The organism is Bradyrhizobium sp. IC4059, assembly GCF_020193615.1.
Taxonomy (GTDB): Bacteria; Pseudomonadota; Alphaproteobacteria; order Rhizobiales; family Xanthobacteraceae; genus Bradyrhizobium; species Bradyrhizobium yuanmingense.
Map to the genome: position 1 here is coordinate 309,698 of NZ_JADYVH010000002.1, position 15,210 is coordinate 324,907.

13 protein-coding genes are annotated in these 15,210 nt (G+C 64.5%); 9 read left to right on the plus strand and 4 right to left on the minus strand.

Annotated elements, in window-relative coordinates; genetic code table 11:
* Positions 1-26 precede the first annotated feature (26 nt).
* From I6F12_RS07345 to I6F12_RS07370, 6 genes are all read left to right on the plus strand, one after another.
* Positions 27-233 carry a hypothetical protein gene (locus I6F12_RS07345; protein WP_036001140.1) on the plus strand — a complete coding sequence of 69 codons (207 nt, stop codon included), beginning with the start codon at positions 27-29 and terminating at the stop codon, positions 231-233.
* Positions 234-357: 124 nt separating this feature from the next.
* Entirely contained in the window at positions 358-1,557 is a 1,200-nt protein-coding gene (locus I6F12_RS07350; protein WP_225125788.1) for a CoA transferase, read from the plus strand.
* 157 nt (positions 1,558-1,714) lie between these two features.
* Positions 1,715-2,851: a thiolase family protein gene (locus I6F12_RS07355; RefSeq protein ID WP_225155870.1), complete on the plus strand. Its 1,137-nt coding sequence runs from the start codon at positions 1,715-1,717 to the stop codon at positions 2,849-2,851.
* Positions 2,848-3,207: an OB-fold domain-containing protein gene (locus tag I6F12_RS07360; RefSeq protein ID WP_225155871.1), complete on the plus strand. Its 360-nt coding sequence runs from the start codon at positions 2,848-2,850 to the stop codon at positions 3,205-3,207. The genes I6F12_RS07355 and I6F12_RS07360 overlap by 4 nt, the downstream gene beginning before the upstream one ends.
* A gap of 639 nt (positions 3,208-3,846) precedes the next feature.
* Entirely contained in the window at positions 3,847-4,374 is a 528-nt protein-coding gene (locus I6F12_RS07365; protein ID WP_036001128.1) for a carboxymuconolactone decarboxylase family protein, read from the plus strand.
* 28 nt (positions 4,375-4,402) lie between these two features.
* A complete protein-coding gene (locus tag I6F12_RS07370; protein WP_036022497.1) occupies positions 4,403-4,705 on the plus strand; it encodes a nucleoside triphosphate pyrophosphohydrolase family protein in 303 nt (100 codons plus the stop codon).
* 130 nt (positions 4,706-4,835) lie between these two features.
* On the opposite strand, the gene glsA is transcribed toward I6F12_RS07370, so the two are convergent.
* From glsA to I6F12_RS07390, 4 genes are all read right to left on the minus strand, one after another.
* Positions 4,836-6,683 carry a glutaminase A gene (gene glsA, locus I6F12_RS07375; RefSeq protein WP_225155872.1) on the minus strand — a complete coding sequence of 616 codons (1,848 nt, stop codon included), beginning with the start codon at positions 6,681-6,683 and terminating at the stop codon, positions 4,836-4,838.
* 21 nt (positions 6,684-6,704) lie between these two features.
* Positions 6,705-8,780, minus strand: a complete 2,076-nt coding sequence (locus I6F12_RS07380) for a TRAP transporter permease (protein WP_225155873.1) — start codon at positions 8,778-8,780, stop codon at positions 6,705-6,707.
* Between the two features lie 236 nt (positions 8,781-9,016).
* Positions 9,017-10,183 carry a TAXI family TRAP transporter solute-binding subunit gene (locus I6F12_RS07385; RefSeq protein WP_225112202.1) on the minus strand — a complete coding sequence of 389 codons (1,167 nt, stop codon included), beginning with the start codon at positions 10,181-10,183 and terminating at the stop codon, positions 9,017-9,019.
* A 167-nt stretch (positions 10,184-10,350) separates the two neighbouring features.
* Complete coding sequence (locus tag I6F12_RS07390) at positions 10,351-10,572, minus strand: acetyl-CoA carboxylase biotin carboxyl carrier protein subunit (RefSeq protein ID WP_225155874.1); 222 nt, start codon at positions 10,570-10,572, stop codon at positions 10,351-10,353.
* Between the two features lie 95 nt (positions 10,573-10,667).
* On the opposite strand from I6F12_RS07390, the gene I6F12_RS07395 reads away from it, so the two are divergent.
* The 3 genes from I6F12_RS07395 to I6F12_RS07405 all read left to right on the plus strand — a co-directional run bounded on the left by I6F12_RS07395 (position 10,668) and on the right by I6F12_RS07405 (position 15,104).
* Positions 10,668-11,642 carry a helix-turn-helix domain-containing protein gene (locus I6F12_RS07395; RefSeq protein WP_225124252.1) on the plus strand — a complete coding sequence of 325 codons (975 nt, stop codon included), beginning with the start codon at positions 10,668-10,670 and terminating at the stop codon, positions 11,640-11,642.
* Positions 11,572-13,131, plus strand: a complete 1,560-nt coding sequence (locus tag I6F12_RS07400) for a carboxyl transferase domain-containing protein (protein ID WP_225155875.1) — start codon at positions 11,572-11,574, stop codon at positions 13,129-13,131. Before I6F12_RS07395 ends, I6F12_RS07400 begins: the two co-directional genes overlap by 71 nt.
* Positions 13,132-13,406: 275 nt before the next feature.
* On the plus strand, positions 13,407-15,104 hold the full coding sequence (locus I6F12_RS07405; protein ID WP_225155876.1) for a GMC oxidoreductase: 1,698 nt from the start codon (positions 13,407-13,409) through the stop codon (positions 15,102-15,104).
* The last annotated feature ends 106 nt before the right edge of the window (positions 15,105-15,210 follow it).

Genomic DNA, 15,210 nt, shown 5'->3' on the forward strand with positions numbered 1-15,210 from the left:
CTGATTGATTTTGCGGGAAATGCATCATGAGCACTAACTACGAAGATTCACTGTCGATGGACGCACTCAACGATCGTATCGCGATCCTCGAAGACAATATCCGCCAGCTCATCGAGCAGGCCGCTGCCGCCTCCGGCGAGCAGAACGAGTCGCGCATCGCCGACCGGATCAATCAGCAGAATGACGAACTCGACCGGCTCCTGAAGATCCGGGAATCCCGTCAGAAGAAATAGCGGCCGACGTCGCCCCGCGGCGCATGCCGCCATACGCCGCCCGCCCTTGCGCGAGCGGCGGCACTGCCGTTAGCTGGACCGAAATCGCGTGGGCAGTTGGGCTCGGCGCAATCGGGAGCGAACGATGGGGCCGCTGAAAGGCATCAAGGTCGTCGACATGACCACCGTGCTGATGGGCCCTTATGCGACCCAAATGCTCGGCGATTACGGTGCCGACGTCGTCAAGGTGGAATCGCTGGACGGCGACGTCACCCGCCTGATCGGCCCGATGCGTCACGCCGGCATGGGGCCGGTATTTCTCAACACCAACCGCAGCAAGCGCTCGATCTGTCTCGATCTGAAGAAGGCTGCGGGGCGCGAAGCCGTGCTGCGGCTTTTGAAGGACGCCGACGTCCTGGTCTACAACGTCCGCCCGCAGGCGATGGCGCGGCTGCAGCTCGGCTACGACGTCGTCTCCGCCATCAACCCGCGCCTGGTCTATGCCGGCGTGTTCGGCTTCGGCCAGGACGGGCCCTATGCCGCAAAACCCGCTTACGACGACCTGATCCAGGGCGCCACGGCGCTGCCGGCGCTGATGGCGCAGACCGGCGACGGCGTGCCGCGCTACGTGCCGAACGCGCTCGTCGACCGTATCGTCGGCCTCACCGCGGTCGGCGCGATCTGCGCCAGCCTCGTGCACCGCGACCGCACCGGCCGCGGCCAGCGTCTGGACATTCCGATGTTCGAGACCATGGCCGGCTTCGTCATGGGCGACCACATGGGCGGGCTCACGTTCGAGCCGCCGCTCGACAAGGGCGGCTATGCCCGCCATCTCTCGCGCGACCGCAGGCCCTACAAGACCTCGGACGGCTATCTCAGCGTCATCGTCTACAACGACAAGCAGTGGGAGAACTTCTTCAAGGCCACGGGGCGCGACGACCTGCGCGCCGATCCCAAATTTGCAACCTTCGCCGGCCGGGCCGCCAATATCAATGTGGTGTATGCCGAGCTCGCCCGCATCTTCGAGACGCGGACCACGGCGGAATGGATCGACCTGCTGACGAAAGCCGACGTGCCTGTCATGCCGATGCACGATCTCGCCTCGATCCTGCACGATGAGCATCTGGAGGCGACCGGCTTTTTCCCGGTGGTGACCCATCCGACCGAAGGTCCGATCCGCAGCATGAAAGTGACGGCGACCTGGTCCGAGACCGAAGCCGAGCCGGTACGCCTGGCGCCGCGGCTCAACGAGCACGGCGCCGAGATTTTGCGCGAGATCGGCTATTCCGCTGACGAGATCGCAGCCATGGTGCGCGACGGCGTCACGCGTGACGCACCGGAGTAGGGGGAGTGGAGATGACCACGCTTCTCTCATCCGTCATTCCGGGGCGCGCCCACTTGGGCGCGAGCCCGGAATCCATTCATCCTCCGCACATGCCGTTCGATGGATTCCGGGCTCGCGACTTCGTCGCGCCCCGGAATGACGGTGGAGAAATGGCACCATGAGCTTCATCACCGGCGTCGGCCTCACGTCGTTCGGCAAGCACGAGGGCTCCTCCTCGCTCGACCTGATGAGCGAGGCCGCGCAAGCCGCGCTCGACGATGCCGGCCTCAAGCGCACCGACATCGACGGCATCCTCTGCGGCTATTCCACGGTCTCCCCGCACATCATGCTCGCCACCGTCTTCGCCGAGCATTTTGGTATCCGCCCGTCTTACGCCCATGCCGTCCAGGTCGGCGGCGCCACGGGTCTTGCGATGACGATGCTTGCACATCATCTCGTCGCGTCAGGTGTCTGCCGGAACGTTCTGGTGGTCGCTGGCGAGAACCGGCTCACCGGGCAGAGCCGCGATGCCTCGATCCAGGCGCTGGCGCAGGTCGGCCATCCCGACTACGAGGTGCCGTTAGGACCGACCATTCCCGCTTATTACGGCCTCGTTGCCAACCGATACATGCACGAATACGGCGTGACCGAAGAGGATCTCGCCGAATTCGCGGTGCTGATGCGTGCCCACGCCTGCACCCATCCCGGCGCGCAATTCCACGATCCCATCAATGTCGCCGACGTCATGGCCTCCAAGCCAGTGGCGCTGCCGCTCAAGCTGCTCGATTGTTGCCCGGTCTCCGACGGCGGCGCGGCGTTCGTTGTCAGCCGCGAGCGAACCGGGGAAGCGGGCGTGCGTATCCGCGGCTGCGCCCAGGCCCACACGCATCAGCATGTCACGGCAGCGCCCGCCCTCAGCGAGCTTGGCGCCGAGATCTCCATCGCGCGTGCAAAGGCGGCCACGGGTCTCGCGATCTTCGACGTGCGCTACGCCGCGATCTACGACAGCTTTACGATCACGCTCGCGATGCTGCTGGAAGACCTCGGTCTCGCCGGCCGCGGCGAGGCGGCCGCGCGCGTGCGCGCCGGCCATTTCAGCCGTGATGGCGCGATGCCGCTGAATACCCATGGCGGCCTGCTCAGTTACGGCCATTGCGGCGTCGGCGGCGCCATGGCGCATCTCGTCGAGGCGCATTTGCAGATGACGGGGCGGGCGGCCACCCGCCAGGTCCGCGACGCCTCGATTGCACTGCTGCACGGCGACGGCGGCGTGCTGTCGTCTCACGTCAGCATGTTCCTGGAGCGGGTGCGATGAGTGAGCGTCTTGCGGACTGGACCAAGGGTGAAGAGGCCATCACCTACCAGGCCTGCACCGCATGCGGGCATGTACAGTATTTTCATCGGGCCTTCTGCGCAGCTTGTGGCGAATCGGACCCGCGCGAGCAGCGCGCCAGCGGCAAGGGCAGGGTGTATGCGACCTCGTTGGTCTGCCGCGCGGCAACGCCCGAGACGCGCGCGCACGTGCCCTACAACATCCTGCTGGTCGATTGCGCCGAGGGATTTCGCATGATGGCCCACGGCGAGAATGACCTCGCCATCGGCGATTCGGTCATTGCGAGCCTCAAGCCCTTTGCCGGCAAGCTGGTGCCGTTCTTTGCCAAAACCAAATAGGGAAACGCGAATGTAGCCCGGATGGAGCGCAGCGAAATCCGGGATTCGCACCTCGCGGACAGACTTCCCGGATTGCGCTGCGCTTCATTCGGGCTACACGCCAACCGAGGGATCCGTCATTCGGGGGCGGTCATGCGACCGAGCCTGGAACGGGAATTCTGGGCTTGGCTTGTGCGAGAGCCACCCCGGAATGACGAAAACGCTGAGCGCCTGATCCGGAAAAGTGTGAAGCGGTTTTCCGAAAAGATCATGCGCAATCGAAATACTCTAACGCCCGTAGAACAAGATGCTGGCGATGACGAGCATCGCCGTCACCGCCAGCATATGCGCGAGCGCTCCCGAGGCTGCCCCCTTGGTGGCTTCCTTCATGCCGTTTCTCCCTAGACTTGGGCGTGACTCATCGTTGCGCGGTGAGCGCATACGACGGCCAATTGTTTTTACTCGGAACACCCCTTGCGAGTATCCGCCGCGATTTGTCCCCCCGCGGCGAATATCGACTGTGTCAGGGTCGATCAGCAATGCGGCGGCAATTTGACTCGATGATGTTGCTCGTGCGTCCCCACGCGAATAGAGTCTTCGGGAACCTTCGCCAATGGCGACAAAAAGCATCAAAAGATCAGGGAAAGCTTCAGGAAAATCATGGCCCGCATTCAGTACAGCGACCCGTCCAAGGCATCCGACCGCACCCGCGAAATCCTCGACAAGAACCGCCATGCCAACATCTTCCGGATGATGGCGCATTCGCCGAGTTACTTTGAGCAATATTGCCGCCTCGGGGGCGCAATCAGGCACAAGGGCGAGCTCGACCCCATCGTGCGCGAGCTTGCGATCACCCGTACCGGCATTCTGTGCGAGGCACCCTATGAGATCGTCGCGCACAAGCGCATCGGCAAGAATGTCGGCGTCACCGACGAGCAGAACGAGGCGCTCGAGAACTGGCAGGCCGCATCCTGCTTCAACGAGGTGCAGCGCGCCGCGCTCGCCTTCACCGACGAGATCGTGAAGCTGACGAAGCCGACGGATGCGACCTTCAAGGCGATCGCATCGAAGCTGACGCCAGCGGCGCTGGTCGAGCTCCAGCTCTCGGTCGGCTTCTACATCATGACATCAAAATTCCTGGAGACGTTCGAGATCGACCTCCAGCCCGTCACCGAAGTGGTGGGCTGATCCAAAGCTCGGCTTGCGAGGGATGCTCATGACAATCGATGAATATGCGGCCTGGGCCGCAACCATTGCCAAAGTCGACGAGCATCCGTCGAACGAGCGGTTGTCTTATCTCGGGCTGGGCCTTGCCGCTGAGGCGGGCGAGGTCGCCGAGCACATCAAGAAGCTCCTGCGCGACGACTGGCTCGACAAGGCCGGTCTCGTCGAAGAGCTTGGCGATGTCGTCTACTACTGGGCCTGCCTGTGCGCCGCCACCGGCCAGCAGCCGTCCGCGCTGCTCAACGCCAGTGCCGCCAAGATCAGGCGACGCATCAGCGAAGCGGCGAGCCGGTAGAGCAAGTGAAAGCTGGGAGCTCCGGCGTCATGGCCGGGCTTGTCCCGGCCATCCACGACTTGCCGCGCAGCACGAAGAACGTGGATGCCCGGGACAGCCCGGGCATGACGATCTGTTGCGCATGAACCGCTCACGTCGAGGTCAGAATATCCACCTTGGCGTTGGCGACGATCAGGCGGTCGGCCAGGAGCTGGGCCAGGTTACGCATGATGCATTCGCTGGCGCGGGGGTGCTGCTTGCGGAAGCGCTCGAAATCCTTCAGCGGGACCTCGCATGCCGTCGCTGCCATGTCGGCGAACACGTCGGCGGAGCGGGTTTGTTCCAGCAGCGCCATCTCGCCGAACGCCATGCCGGCGGTGAGCGTCGCCAGCCTGACGCCATCGGGCAAGGTGACGTGCACAGCGCCGCTGCGCAGGAAGTACAGGGCATCGGCGGGGTCGCCGGCCGTGAGGATTTTGGCGCCGGATTGATAGGTCCTGATGGTGCAGAGCGAGGCGAGATCCGTCAGCTCTTCCTCGCTCAGCCCGGTCAGCAGCGGCTGTTCGGCTAGCTCGGTGGTCTCGTGAAAATCGATCGAGCCGCCGTAGCGATAGACGATCTGGTCTTCGGCCCATTCGATCGCAGTGTCGAGCAGATAGAAATCGCGCACGTTCTTCAGCTCAGCGGTCCATTCGCGTAACGTATTCCATTCCTTGGAGGCGCGCCGGACGCCCGACAAGACCACCGTGACATTCAGCGCGGCCAATTCCTCGAACGCTTCGGCCACAAGTCGTGCGCCGGCCCGCGTAGTCGAGGTCACGCGGTGGAGATCGAAGATCACGAATTGCGGCCGCGGTCGTCCCGCGAGCCGGCGCGAGACGTAATCCACCGCCGACAGCGACAGCGTGCCGACCAGTTCGATGATGCGCACCTCCTGCTCGTGGGCCGCCAGGATCTCGCGCTCCTGCGGGCGGCGCACGCGGCGCGACGGGCTCTTGCCGATGTCGTAGTCGGCGATGACGGCGTTGCGTGCGTCGTCGCTGCGGTTGAGCATGTGCAGGTCGTAATGCGAGGACAGCGCCTCGCAGACCTTGATGCCGCGCACGCTGTTGCCGTGCTTGTCAAGTTTTGGCGAATAGCTGCCGAGGCCGAGGCGGGCAGGGAGCGCGGCCAGGATGCCGCCGCCGACGCCGCTCTTGGCGGGGATCCCGATGCGGTAGATCCACTCGCCGGCATAGTCGTACATGCCCGACGACGTCATCACCGAAAGTGTGCGCGAGATCGCGTAGGCGCTCAGCACCTGCTCGCCGGTGACCGGATTGATGCCGCGATTGGCGAGCGTTGCCGCCATCACCGCGATATCGCGCGCGGTCACCAGCACGGCGCATTGCCGGAAATAGACGTCGAGCACGCCGGCGACGTTGTCCGAGATCACCGCGTTGGTCTTGAGCAGATAGCCGATTGCGCGGTTGCGGTCGCCGGTCTGGCTCTCGGAAGAATAGACGGCGTCGTCGACGGAAAGGTCGCGGCCTGCAAAACGGCTGAGCGCAAGGCGGATCTGCTCGAAAGCCTCCGCGCCCTTGCTGTCGTAGATCAACCCGGTGCAGGCGATCGCGCCGGCATTGACCATCGGGTTGAACGGATGGTTCTCGGAATTGAGCCGGATCGAGTTGAAGGGATCGCCGGAGGGTTCGACGCCGATCGCGCCTTCGACCTTGCCGGCGCCGAGCAGGTCCAGCGCCAGCGCGAACACGAAGGGTTTCGACATCGACTGGATGGTGAAGGGCACCCTTGAGTCGCCGACTTCATAGACATGGCCGTCAAGCGTCGCCAGGCTGATGCCGAAATAGGCAGGGTCCGCCTTGCCGAGCTCGGGAATGTAATCGGCGACATGGCCCGACGTTTCGGCGGAGAATTCGCTGAGGCAATTGTCCAGGAACCGCAGCAAGGGCGGCTTCGAGCGGGTCCAGGCGGTGGCGAGAGGCGAGAGGGCTTTCATCGCCTCCCTTGTGCAACGCAATCAGGGTACGCGCAACCCGTCCGGCATCACAGGCGGGCGCCGGACCAGGAGAAGCGCGATCAGGATCGTCGGCAGCAGGATGCCAAGGCCGAGCAGCGTCACCTGCATCTGCGACAGCGGCATGATGCCGCCGCCGGGGGTCGCCACCACGAAGCCGCCGATCACCAGCAGCACGCGAATGGGCCATTCCAGGCTGCCTGTGCCGCGCAAGTCCCCGACGAAAGGCTGGTAGCCCTGGATGCCGCCGCAGATGAACAGCGTACCGAAGGCGGCGAGGCCCATCAGGCCGAGCCCGGCGAGGTATGGGCTCGAACCCTGCAGCACCAGCGCCGGATTGAGCACGAAGAAGAACGGCAGGAAATAGATGATGCTGCCGACCCACATCGATTCCCAGCCGGTCTTCATGGCCGGCGATCCGGCGATGCCGGCAGCTGCGAAGGAAGCGATCGCGACCGGCGGGGTGATCGACGACAGCATGCCCCAATAGAAGATGAACATGTGCACCGCCATGCGGTTGAGCCCGAGCTTCTCCAGCGCAGGCGCGACCAGGATGGCGAGGAAGATGTAGCAGGCCGTCGTCGTCAGCCCAAGGCCGAGAATGAGGCTGGTGAGGGCGCACATGCCGAGCAGCAGGAAGGCATTGTCGCCGGCGATGTGCAGGAGGTCGTTGGCAAGGCTCGACACCACGCCCGTCATCGAGAACGCGCCGATCAGCAGGCCGCAGCCGGCGAGGATGCCGACCAGCTCGACGAAGGTGCGGCCGTTGACCTCCAGGAACTTGCCGATCGTCGCAAATGTCCAGCGCGTGTCCTTCGAGAAGAACTGGTTGAGCACGAGAAGCAGCGCGGTGGCGTAGAACGGCGCGTGGCTCTCGCGCTTGAAGTAGAGCAGCATCACGATCAGAAGCGCGATGACGAAGACGTAGTACCAGCCGTCCTTGATCGTATCCATGATCCGCGGCAGCTCGGCGCGGGGAATACCTTTCAGCTTGTGGCGCGCCGCGTAAGCGTCGACCTGCATGAAGAGGCCGACGTAGTAGAGCACGGCCGGAATGATTGCGGCGAGGGCGACATCGGCGTAGCTGACGTTGAGGAACTGGGCGATCACGAAAGCGGTCGCACCCATCACTGGCGGCGCCAGCACGGCGCCGGTCGAGGCGCAGGCCTCGATCGCGGCGGCATAGGAGGCGCGAAAGCCGCTCTTCTTCATCACCGGGATGGTCATGGTGCCGGCGGTGAGCACGTTGGAGATGATCGAACCCGACATCATGCCGAGCAGGCCGCTGGCAAAGATACAGACTTTTGCCGCGCCGCCGCGAAAGGTGCCACACAACGCGAAGGCCAGGTTGATGAAGAACTTTCCGGCGCCCGTCATCATCAGCGCGGTGCCGAACACCAAAAAGCCGATCACGGTGTCGGCGAAGGCCTGGATGGGGATGCCGAGCAGGCTCTCGCCCGAGAGCACGTGATAGGCGGTCGCCTGCTCGAGCGTCGATTGCGTGCCACGAAACGGCCCGAGCCAGCGGGCTTCGGCGAACAGGGGATAGACAGTGAAGGGCAGAACGCTGAGGAGCAGGCTCCAGCCGCCGGTGCGGCGCAACGCTTCCATCAGCATCACCCACATCACGAGGCCTGCGGCGATCACCGTGTTGGGCGCGCCGCCGAATTCCCAGCCGGCCTCCGCCGCTTTGCGCACGTTAACCATCAGCATGAGCGCCGCCGCGAAGGTCACGACGAACAGGACGAGGTCATACCAGGGAACGCGGTCGAGCGGCGCGCGTCCGGTGCCCGGAAAGATCAGGAACGTGAACGGCAGCATCAACGCGATCAGGAGATAGAAATATTCCGTGTTGAGCTGGGTGTATCCGACGAAGAAGCGCAGCGAGAATTGCTGGTTGATGCAGAGCAGGATCGTCGCGGCGGTCGCAACGATCAGCGTCCAGCGCCACGCGCCGCGCAACGTGCGGACGCGCGTGACTTCCGCTTCCTGCATGTTGCCGGCGGCGCCATGGGGATCATCGAACACGACGCGCTTGGGCTCGTCTTGCGGGACGGTGGAAGTGGAAGAGGACATCATCGATCCCGCGCGTGGGCTGGTGAACGCAATCAGGCAAACGGCAGTTGTTTGAACCGCTCTGGCCGCGCGCTCAACCTCTCCCGCGTGCGGGAGAGGTTGGCGCGAAGCGCCGGGTGAGGGCTTTCTCCTCTGGGGGAATCCCACCGCGGAGGCACCCTCTCCCCAACCCTCTCCCGCAAGCGGGAGAGGGGGCGCACTTCTCGCGAGGCAACGATCACGCCTAACAACACCTCGCTCTATTCCTCGAACCCGTTCGGCATGCCCGCTTTTGCTAGCGCGGCGGCACGCGCCTTCGTCCAGCCGTCGAGGAACGCCTTGTCGTCCGACGGCGGATTGGACTTGCCGTAATCGGCCCAGGCGGCCGCCAGCACCTCCTGCCGCTTGATCAGCTGGTTGTTATGTGCCTCCTGAGCGTCGCTCCATTGGCCGGCCTCTTTCAACGCCTTCACCGCGCCGGGATGCACCGGCACCACCCAGTTCTTGGTCTGGCGGTTGGCCGCGAGTCCGCCGGCGCCGGGCGCGGAGTCCTTATAAGCGTCGTAGTTGACGATCATCGCCTTGGTGATCGCATAGACCTGGTCGGCCGGTTGCGAGGCGTAGGCGACGAAGATCGGGTAGGGATAATTGCCGAGCTCGATCGGCTTCTCCGGCGAGATGCCGGCACCGCAAGTCGCAAGCTGCGGGAAGAAGAACGAGCCGACCTTCTGCATCCGCGCCCAACCTTCCTTGTCCTTGGCGGGCAGCGGCGGCCAGATCAACCCGCGCGGCGAAGCCTCGGCCTCCTTGGCGGGACCGGTGATGGTGGTGCCGAAGGCGGCATCGACGTCGTTGTTGATCAGCCCTTTCCACATCGCGCCGTAGCTGGCGAATTCGACAGCCTTGACGTCCTTCTGCGTCAGCCCGGCGAAGGCGAGCACCGCGAGCGAGTTCTGGTTCAGCGCGGGTGAGCCGACCACGAAGCCGACGCGCTTGCCCTTGAGGTCCTTCAGCTCCTTCACGCCGGTGTCGGCGGCCACCGCAAGCGAGGCGCAATTGCAGTCGACGGTCGAGAGCAGAGTCTGCAGCGGCTGCGGACCCCATTCCTTCGAGCCGAACTCGAACACGCCTTCCTGCGCGAAGTAGGTGCCCGACCCCATGGCCGCGGAAACCGCGCGCTTGGCGCGCAGCGGCGCGAGGCGCGCGACGTCGTTGCCTGCGGGGAGCACGCGCACGTCGGTGCCGTACTTGTCCTTCATCATCTTGCCGACGCCGACCGCGATGTTGAATCCGGCGGTGCCGGTGTCATAGGCGGTGAAGGTCAATGTCGCCGGCAGCTTGATGTCTTCGGCGAACGAATAGCGTGTAGACGCAAAAGAAATGCCCGCCACCAGAGCAGGCGCGAGCACGAGCAGCCCACGAAGCATGTTTCCCTCCAATGATCTTCGCTTTGCCGCGAAGATTTTCATTCTTTGTTTGAAACAACGTTTTGTTTGAAACCGATCATGTCACCGCGATCAAGCGATGGCAACGCCATACAGCGCGCGTGGGAATGCGACTGACACATTGTCGCGGAAAAGACCGGATAAGACGCTCAGCTCGCGACGATCGCTATCGCCTGTCCCTCCGCAACGACGTCATCGACCTTTACCAGAAGCGATGTGATGGTGCCGTTTGCGGGCGAGGGCACTGGGATCTCCATCTTCATCGCTTCGACCACCACAACGTCATCGCCATCCGCGACGGTTCCTCCAACTTGCACGAGAGTTGCGCAGATGCGTCCCGCGACCTCCGTGACGATCTTAATTTCTGGCATGCCATCGCCTTTTTGTTGTCGTCGCAAAATGCCTGAGGTAGCGTCGTCTGCAAGTGGAATTTAATTCCGCACAGCGGAACACAACGGTAGGGATCATGGGACGACGTTCGGAGCGGTTGAGCAGGCAAGGTGCGCTCGCTGGCGAAGCCGGTGAGGGTGATGTGATCCAGGTGGTGTCGCGCGCGTTCGACGTATTGCGATGCTTCGAGGGCCACGAGGCGCGACTCGGCAATCTCGAGATTTCAAATCGCTGCGGTCTGCCGCGCTCGACGGTATCGCGGCTCACGCATACGCTGACCCGCATGGGCCAGCTCGTGTATCTCCCGCGCGACCAGAAGTATCGCATCGGCCCGAGCGCGGTGGCGATGAGTGCTTCGATGATGAAGGGCGCGCAGCTGCGCAGCATGATTCGCCAGCGGCTGCAGGAAGTCGCCGAGCAGCTGCCGGGCACGGTCGGCTTCGTCGTCCCCGACCGCTTCCATCTCGTCTATCTCCAGTTCGCGCGTTCGGCGACGGCGCTCGGCTTGCACGAGGGCACCGGCAGCCGCATCTCGATGGCCTCGACCGCCGCGGGCGCGGCCTACACCGCGGCGCTCGCGCCGGAAGTCGGTGATGCCTTCGTCGCGGACATGGAGCGGGAAGCCCCCGAAGCTGCGAAGATTCTCAAGCCCCGCATCGAGGCCAACCGGCAGATGTTGCGCGAGCGCGGCTATGTCGTCGCCTGCGGCCTCTGGAGCCCGCACATCAACGGTCTCGCGGTGCCGATCTGGTCGCCGCAGTACCAGACCTTCGTGGTCATCACGATCGGTCTTCTGTCGGCGATGTATGACGAGCAGCGTCTGCACGAGGAAGTCGCGCCGCTGATGCTCCAGCTTGGCCGCTCGCTCGGCAGCCTGATGGAAGGCGCGGAAGGCGACGCCTTCAACAACCGTATCTCGCGTAAGCCGGTCGCCATGGCCGTGCACAACAATAACAAGCCGATCCATTCGGAGGGAGTGAATGAACTGGAAGCCGGAACTCGACGAGCTCGCCCGGCGCGAAGCCTTCGCGCGGGAGATGGGCGGCGTTGACAAGGTCAAGCGACAGCATGACCAGGGCCGGCTGACTGTTCGGGAGCGTATCGACAAGCTGATCGACAAAGGCAGCTTTCACGAGATCGGTGCCGTCTCCGGCATCGGCGAGTACGATTCCAGCGGCGATCTGAAGAAGCTCACGCCGGCCAATTGCGTGTTTGGCCGCGCGCGCGTCTACGGCCGCACATTGGTCGTGGTCGGCGACGATTTCACCGTGCGCGGCGGCTCGGCGGATGCGTCGATCTCGGCCAAGCCGCTGATGGCGGAGGAGATGGCGCACGATTTCCGGCTGCCCATCGTCCGCATCATCGAAGGCTCCGGCGGCGGCGGCTCGGTCAAGACCATCGAGACCAAGGGCGCGGCCAATCTGCCCGGCGGCATCGGCGGCACGCGCTGGTATCGCTTCACGACGGAGAATCTGTCGCGCGTGCCGGTGGTCGCGCTCGGCCTCGGCTCGGTGGCGGGCCTGGGCGCCGCGCGTCTTGCCGCCAGCCACTATTCCATCATGACGCGGAAGTCCGCGATGTTCGTCGCGGGTCCGCCGGTGGTGAAGGCGCTGGGGCAGGACCTTACCAAGGAGGAGCTCGGCGGCGCCGACATCCAGACCCGCGCCGGCGCGGTGGATCATGCGGTCGACACCGAGGAGGAGGCGTTCGCCTGCGCGCGGCGCTTCCTCTCCTACCTGCCGTCATCGGTCTACGAGCTGCCGCCGACCTTGCCCTGCACGGACAGTCCTGAACGCAGCGACGAAGCGCTGATGAACGCGGTGCCGCGCAACCGCAAGCAGGTCTACAAGATGCGGCCCATCATCGAGTCCGTCGTCGACAAGGGCTCGTTCTTCGAGGTCGCAAAAAACTTCGGCAAGCCGATCATCGTCGGCCTCGCGCGGCTCGAGGGCAGGGCGGTGCTGCTGCTCGCCAGCGATAGCTTCCACTATGGCGGATCCTGGACCGCGGATGCCTGCCAGAAAGTGGTGCGCTGGGTCGACTTCGCCGAGACCTTCCACCTGCCGGTCGTCTATCTCATGGATTGCCCCGGCTTCATGATCGGCCTCGATGCGGAGAAGGCGGCCACCATTCGCCACGGCGTGCGTGCCATGGCGGCGGTGAACCAGACCACCGTGCCCTGGTGCACCGTGATCCTGCGCAACGCGTTCGGCGTCGCCGGTGTCGTGCACCAGCCGGCCGACCGCTTCTCGATCCGCTATGCCTGGCCCTCGGCCTATTGGGGCTCGCTGCCGCTCGAAGGCGGAATCGAAGCCGCCTACCGCGCCGACATCGACGCGGCGGAAGACAAGGCGGCGAAGCTGAAGGAGATCGAGGAGCGGCTCAACAAGCTCCGCTCGCCGTTCCGCTCGGCCGAAAAATTCTGGGTCGAGGAGATCATCGATCCCAGGAAGACGCGATCGCTCCTGTGCGAGTTTGCCCGGCTCGCGGAGCCGCTGCGAAAGCCGGGGCCGCCGGAGAATATGACGATCAGGCCGTAGCATCCTTGTGCCAAGTCATGACGCTCGTGCCCCGACGCAGCGCGCCGCTGCCCTGGCGATGCGAAGCATCGTCCAGTTCAGCGGTGCGCTGCAGAGCCGGGGCCCATGCCACAGCGAATCTGGAGCTTCCTGGGTCCCGGCTCAGCGCCGCAACGCTTGAAGCGTTGCAGTGCGTCCGAGACACGAGGTGCGGCATCGACACAATCCAAGACACTTCCACGGCAAAACAATAACGCGCTAAGCTCCGCCAACAAGAACAAGAGGAAGCGCCAATCGTGTACGACTTCATCATCGTGGGCGGCGGCTCGGCGGGGTCCGTGCTGGCCCACCGGCTCTCCGCCAGGAGCGCCAACAAGGTCCTGCTCTGCGAAGCCGGTCAGGACACGCCACCCGGCAACGAGCCAGCCGAAATCAGGGACAGCTATCCCGGCACCGCCTATTTCGATCCGCGCTTTCACTGGACCGAGCTCAAGGTGACGACCCAGGTCGTCAGCCACAACAATCCCGAGGAGTCGCGGCCTCCTTTGCGCAAATACGAGCAGGCGCGCGTGCTGGGCGGGGGCTCGTCGATCAACGGGCAGATGGCCAACCGCGGCGCGCCGACCGACTACGATGAATGGGAGGCGCGCGGCGCCGAGGGGTGGTCGTGGGCTGACGTGCTGCCGTTCTTCAAGAAGGTGGAGCGCGACCTCGATTTCGACGGACCGTATCACGGCACGGACGGAAGGATCCCTGTCCGCCGCATCCCGCGCGAGCACTGGACGCGGCATTCGGAGGCGTTCGCGCAGGCCTTCCAGCAGGCCGGCCATCAATTCGTGGCCGACCAGAACGGCGAATTCGTCGACGGCTTTTTCCCGGTGACGCATTCCAATCAGGCCGAGCAGCGCGTCTCGGCCGCGATGGGGTATCTCGATCGCGACACCCGCGCGCGTGCGAACCTTGCGATTTCGACCAACACGCAGGTGCGAGAGCTGCTGTTCGAAGGCACGCGCTGCGTCGGCGTGAAGGCGATGGTCGACGGACGCGAGCAGGAATTCCGCGGGCGCGAGATCATCCTCTCCAGCGGCGCCATCCATTCGCCGGCGCATCTGCTCCGCGCCGGCATCGGTCCCGTCGGTCACCTCAAGGATCTGGGCATTCCCGTGCTGGCGGCCTTGCCGGGCGTCGGCCAGCGCCTGATGGACCATCCCTCGATCTCGCTGTCGTCGTTTGTTCGCCGCGGCGCGCGCATGAACGAGCACACCAGGCGTCACATGCAGCTCGGCCTGCGGTACTCCTCCGGGCTGCCTGATGTGCCCAAGGGCGACATGTTCGTCGTCGTCATCAGCAAATCGGCCTGGCACGCCGTCGGCGCGCAGATCGGCTCGCTCCTGACCTTCGTCAACAAGACCTATTCCGAGACCGGACAGGTCAAGCTCGCCTCGCGCGATCCCTCGGCAGAGCCGATCGTCGAGTTCAACCTGCTGTCCGACCGCCGCGATCTCGATCGCCTGATGAGCGGTTTCCGCAAGATGGCGGCGATCCAGATGAGCGAGGTGGTCAGGAAGGTGACGGACAAGCCGTTTCCGGCCGCCTATACCGATCGCGTCCGCAAGATCGGCGTGGTCAACACCAGGAACAAGATTCTCACCACGATCGCCGCGACCTTGATGGACGGGCCGGCGGCGCTGCGTCACTATATGATCGACAATTTCGTCGTCGAAGGCTTCACCTTCGATCAGGTGATGAACGACGACGAGGCGCTGGAAGCCTTCGTGCGCAAGGCGACGATCGGCGTCTGGCACGCCTCGTGCTCGTGCCGCATGGGCCGCACTGAGGATCCGATGGCGGTGGTCGACAATCAGGGCCGCGTCAAGGGCGTGCAGGGCCTGCGCGTCGTCGATGCCTCGATCTTCCCGGTGGTGCCATGCGCCAACACCAACTTTCCGGTGTTGATGTCAGCGGAGAAGATCGCGGCCGCAATGATGCAATGAGCGGCAGCGAGTTCTGGCGATCCGGGCAGTGCGGGGAGGAGGAGCGCTGATGGATACTTGCCTCGCGCGGTCCGACTTGGTTGCATGCCGCCAGCTTGACGCGCTG

What these genes read in the sequence shown, in the direction of transcription:
- I6F12_RS07385 (WP_225112202.1), bottom strand. Translation starts at nt 10,183, where the DNA reads ATGCTTCGTGGGCTGCTCGTGCTCGCGCCTGCTCTGGTGGCGGGCATT.
- I6F12_RS07365 (WP_036001128.1), top strand. Translation starts at nt 3,847, where the DNA reads ATGGCCCGCATTCAGTACAGCGACCCGTCCAAGGCATCCGACCGCACC.
- I6F12_RS07370 (WP_036022497.1), top strand. Translation starts at nt 4,403, where the DNA reads ATGACAATCGATGAATATGCGGCCTGGGCCGCAACCATTGCCAAAGTC.
- I6F12_RS07360 (WP_225155871.1), top strand. Translation starts at nt 2,848, where the DNA reads ATGAGTGAGCGTCTTGCGGACTGGACCAAGGGTGAAGAGGCCATCACC.
- I6F12_RS07345 (WP_036001140.1), top strand. Translation starts at nt 27, where the DNA reads ATGAGCACTAACTACGAAGATTCACTGTCGATGGACGCACTCAACGAT.
- I6F12_RS07350 (WP_225125788.1), top strand. Translation starts at nt 358, where the DNA reads ATGGGGCCGCTGAAAGGCATCAAGGTCGTCGACATGACCACCGTGCTG.
- I6F12_RS07390 (WP_225155874.1), bottom strand. Translation starts at nt 10,572, where the DNA reads ATGCCAGAAATTAAGATCGTCACGGAGGTCGCGGGACGCATCTGCGCA.
- I6F12_RS07380 (WP_225155873.1), bottom strand. Translation starts at nt 8,780, where the DNA reads ATGATGTCCTCTTCCACTTCCACCGTCCCGCAAGACGAGCCCAAGCGC.
- I6F12_RS07355 (WP_225155870.1), top strand. Translation starts at nt 1,715, where the DNA reads ATGAGCTTCATCACCGGCGTCGGCCTCACGTCGTTCGGCAAGCACGAG.
- I6F12_RS07400 (WP_225155875.1), top strand. Translation starts at nt 11,572, where the DNA reads ATGAACTGGAAGCCGGAACTCGACGAGCTCGCCCGGCGCGAAGCCTTC.
- I6F12_RS07395 (WP_225124252.1), top strand. Translation starts at nt 10,668, where the DNA reads ATGGGACGACGTTCGGAGCGGTTGAGCAGGCAAGGTGCGCTCGCTGGC.
- glsA (WP_225155872.1), bottom strand. Translation starts at nt 6,683, where the DNA reads ATGAAAGCCCTCTCGCCTCTCGCCACCGCCTGGACCCGCTCGAAGCCG.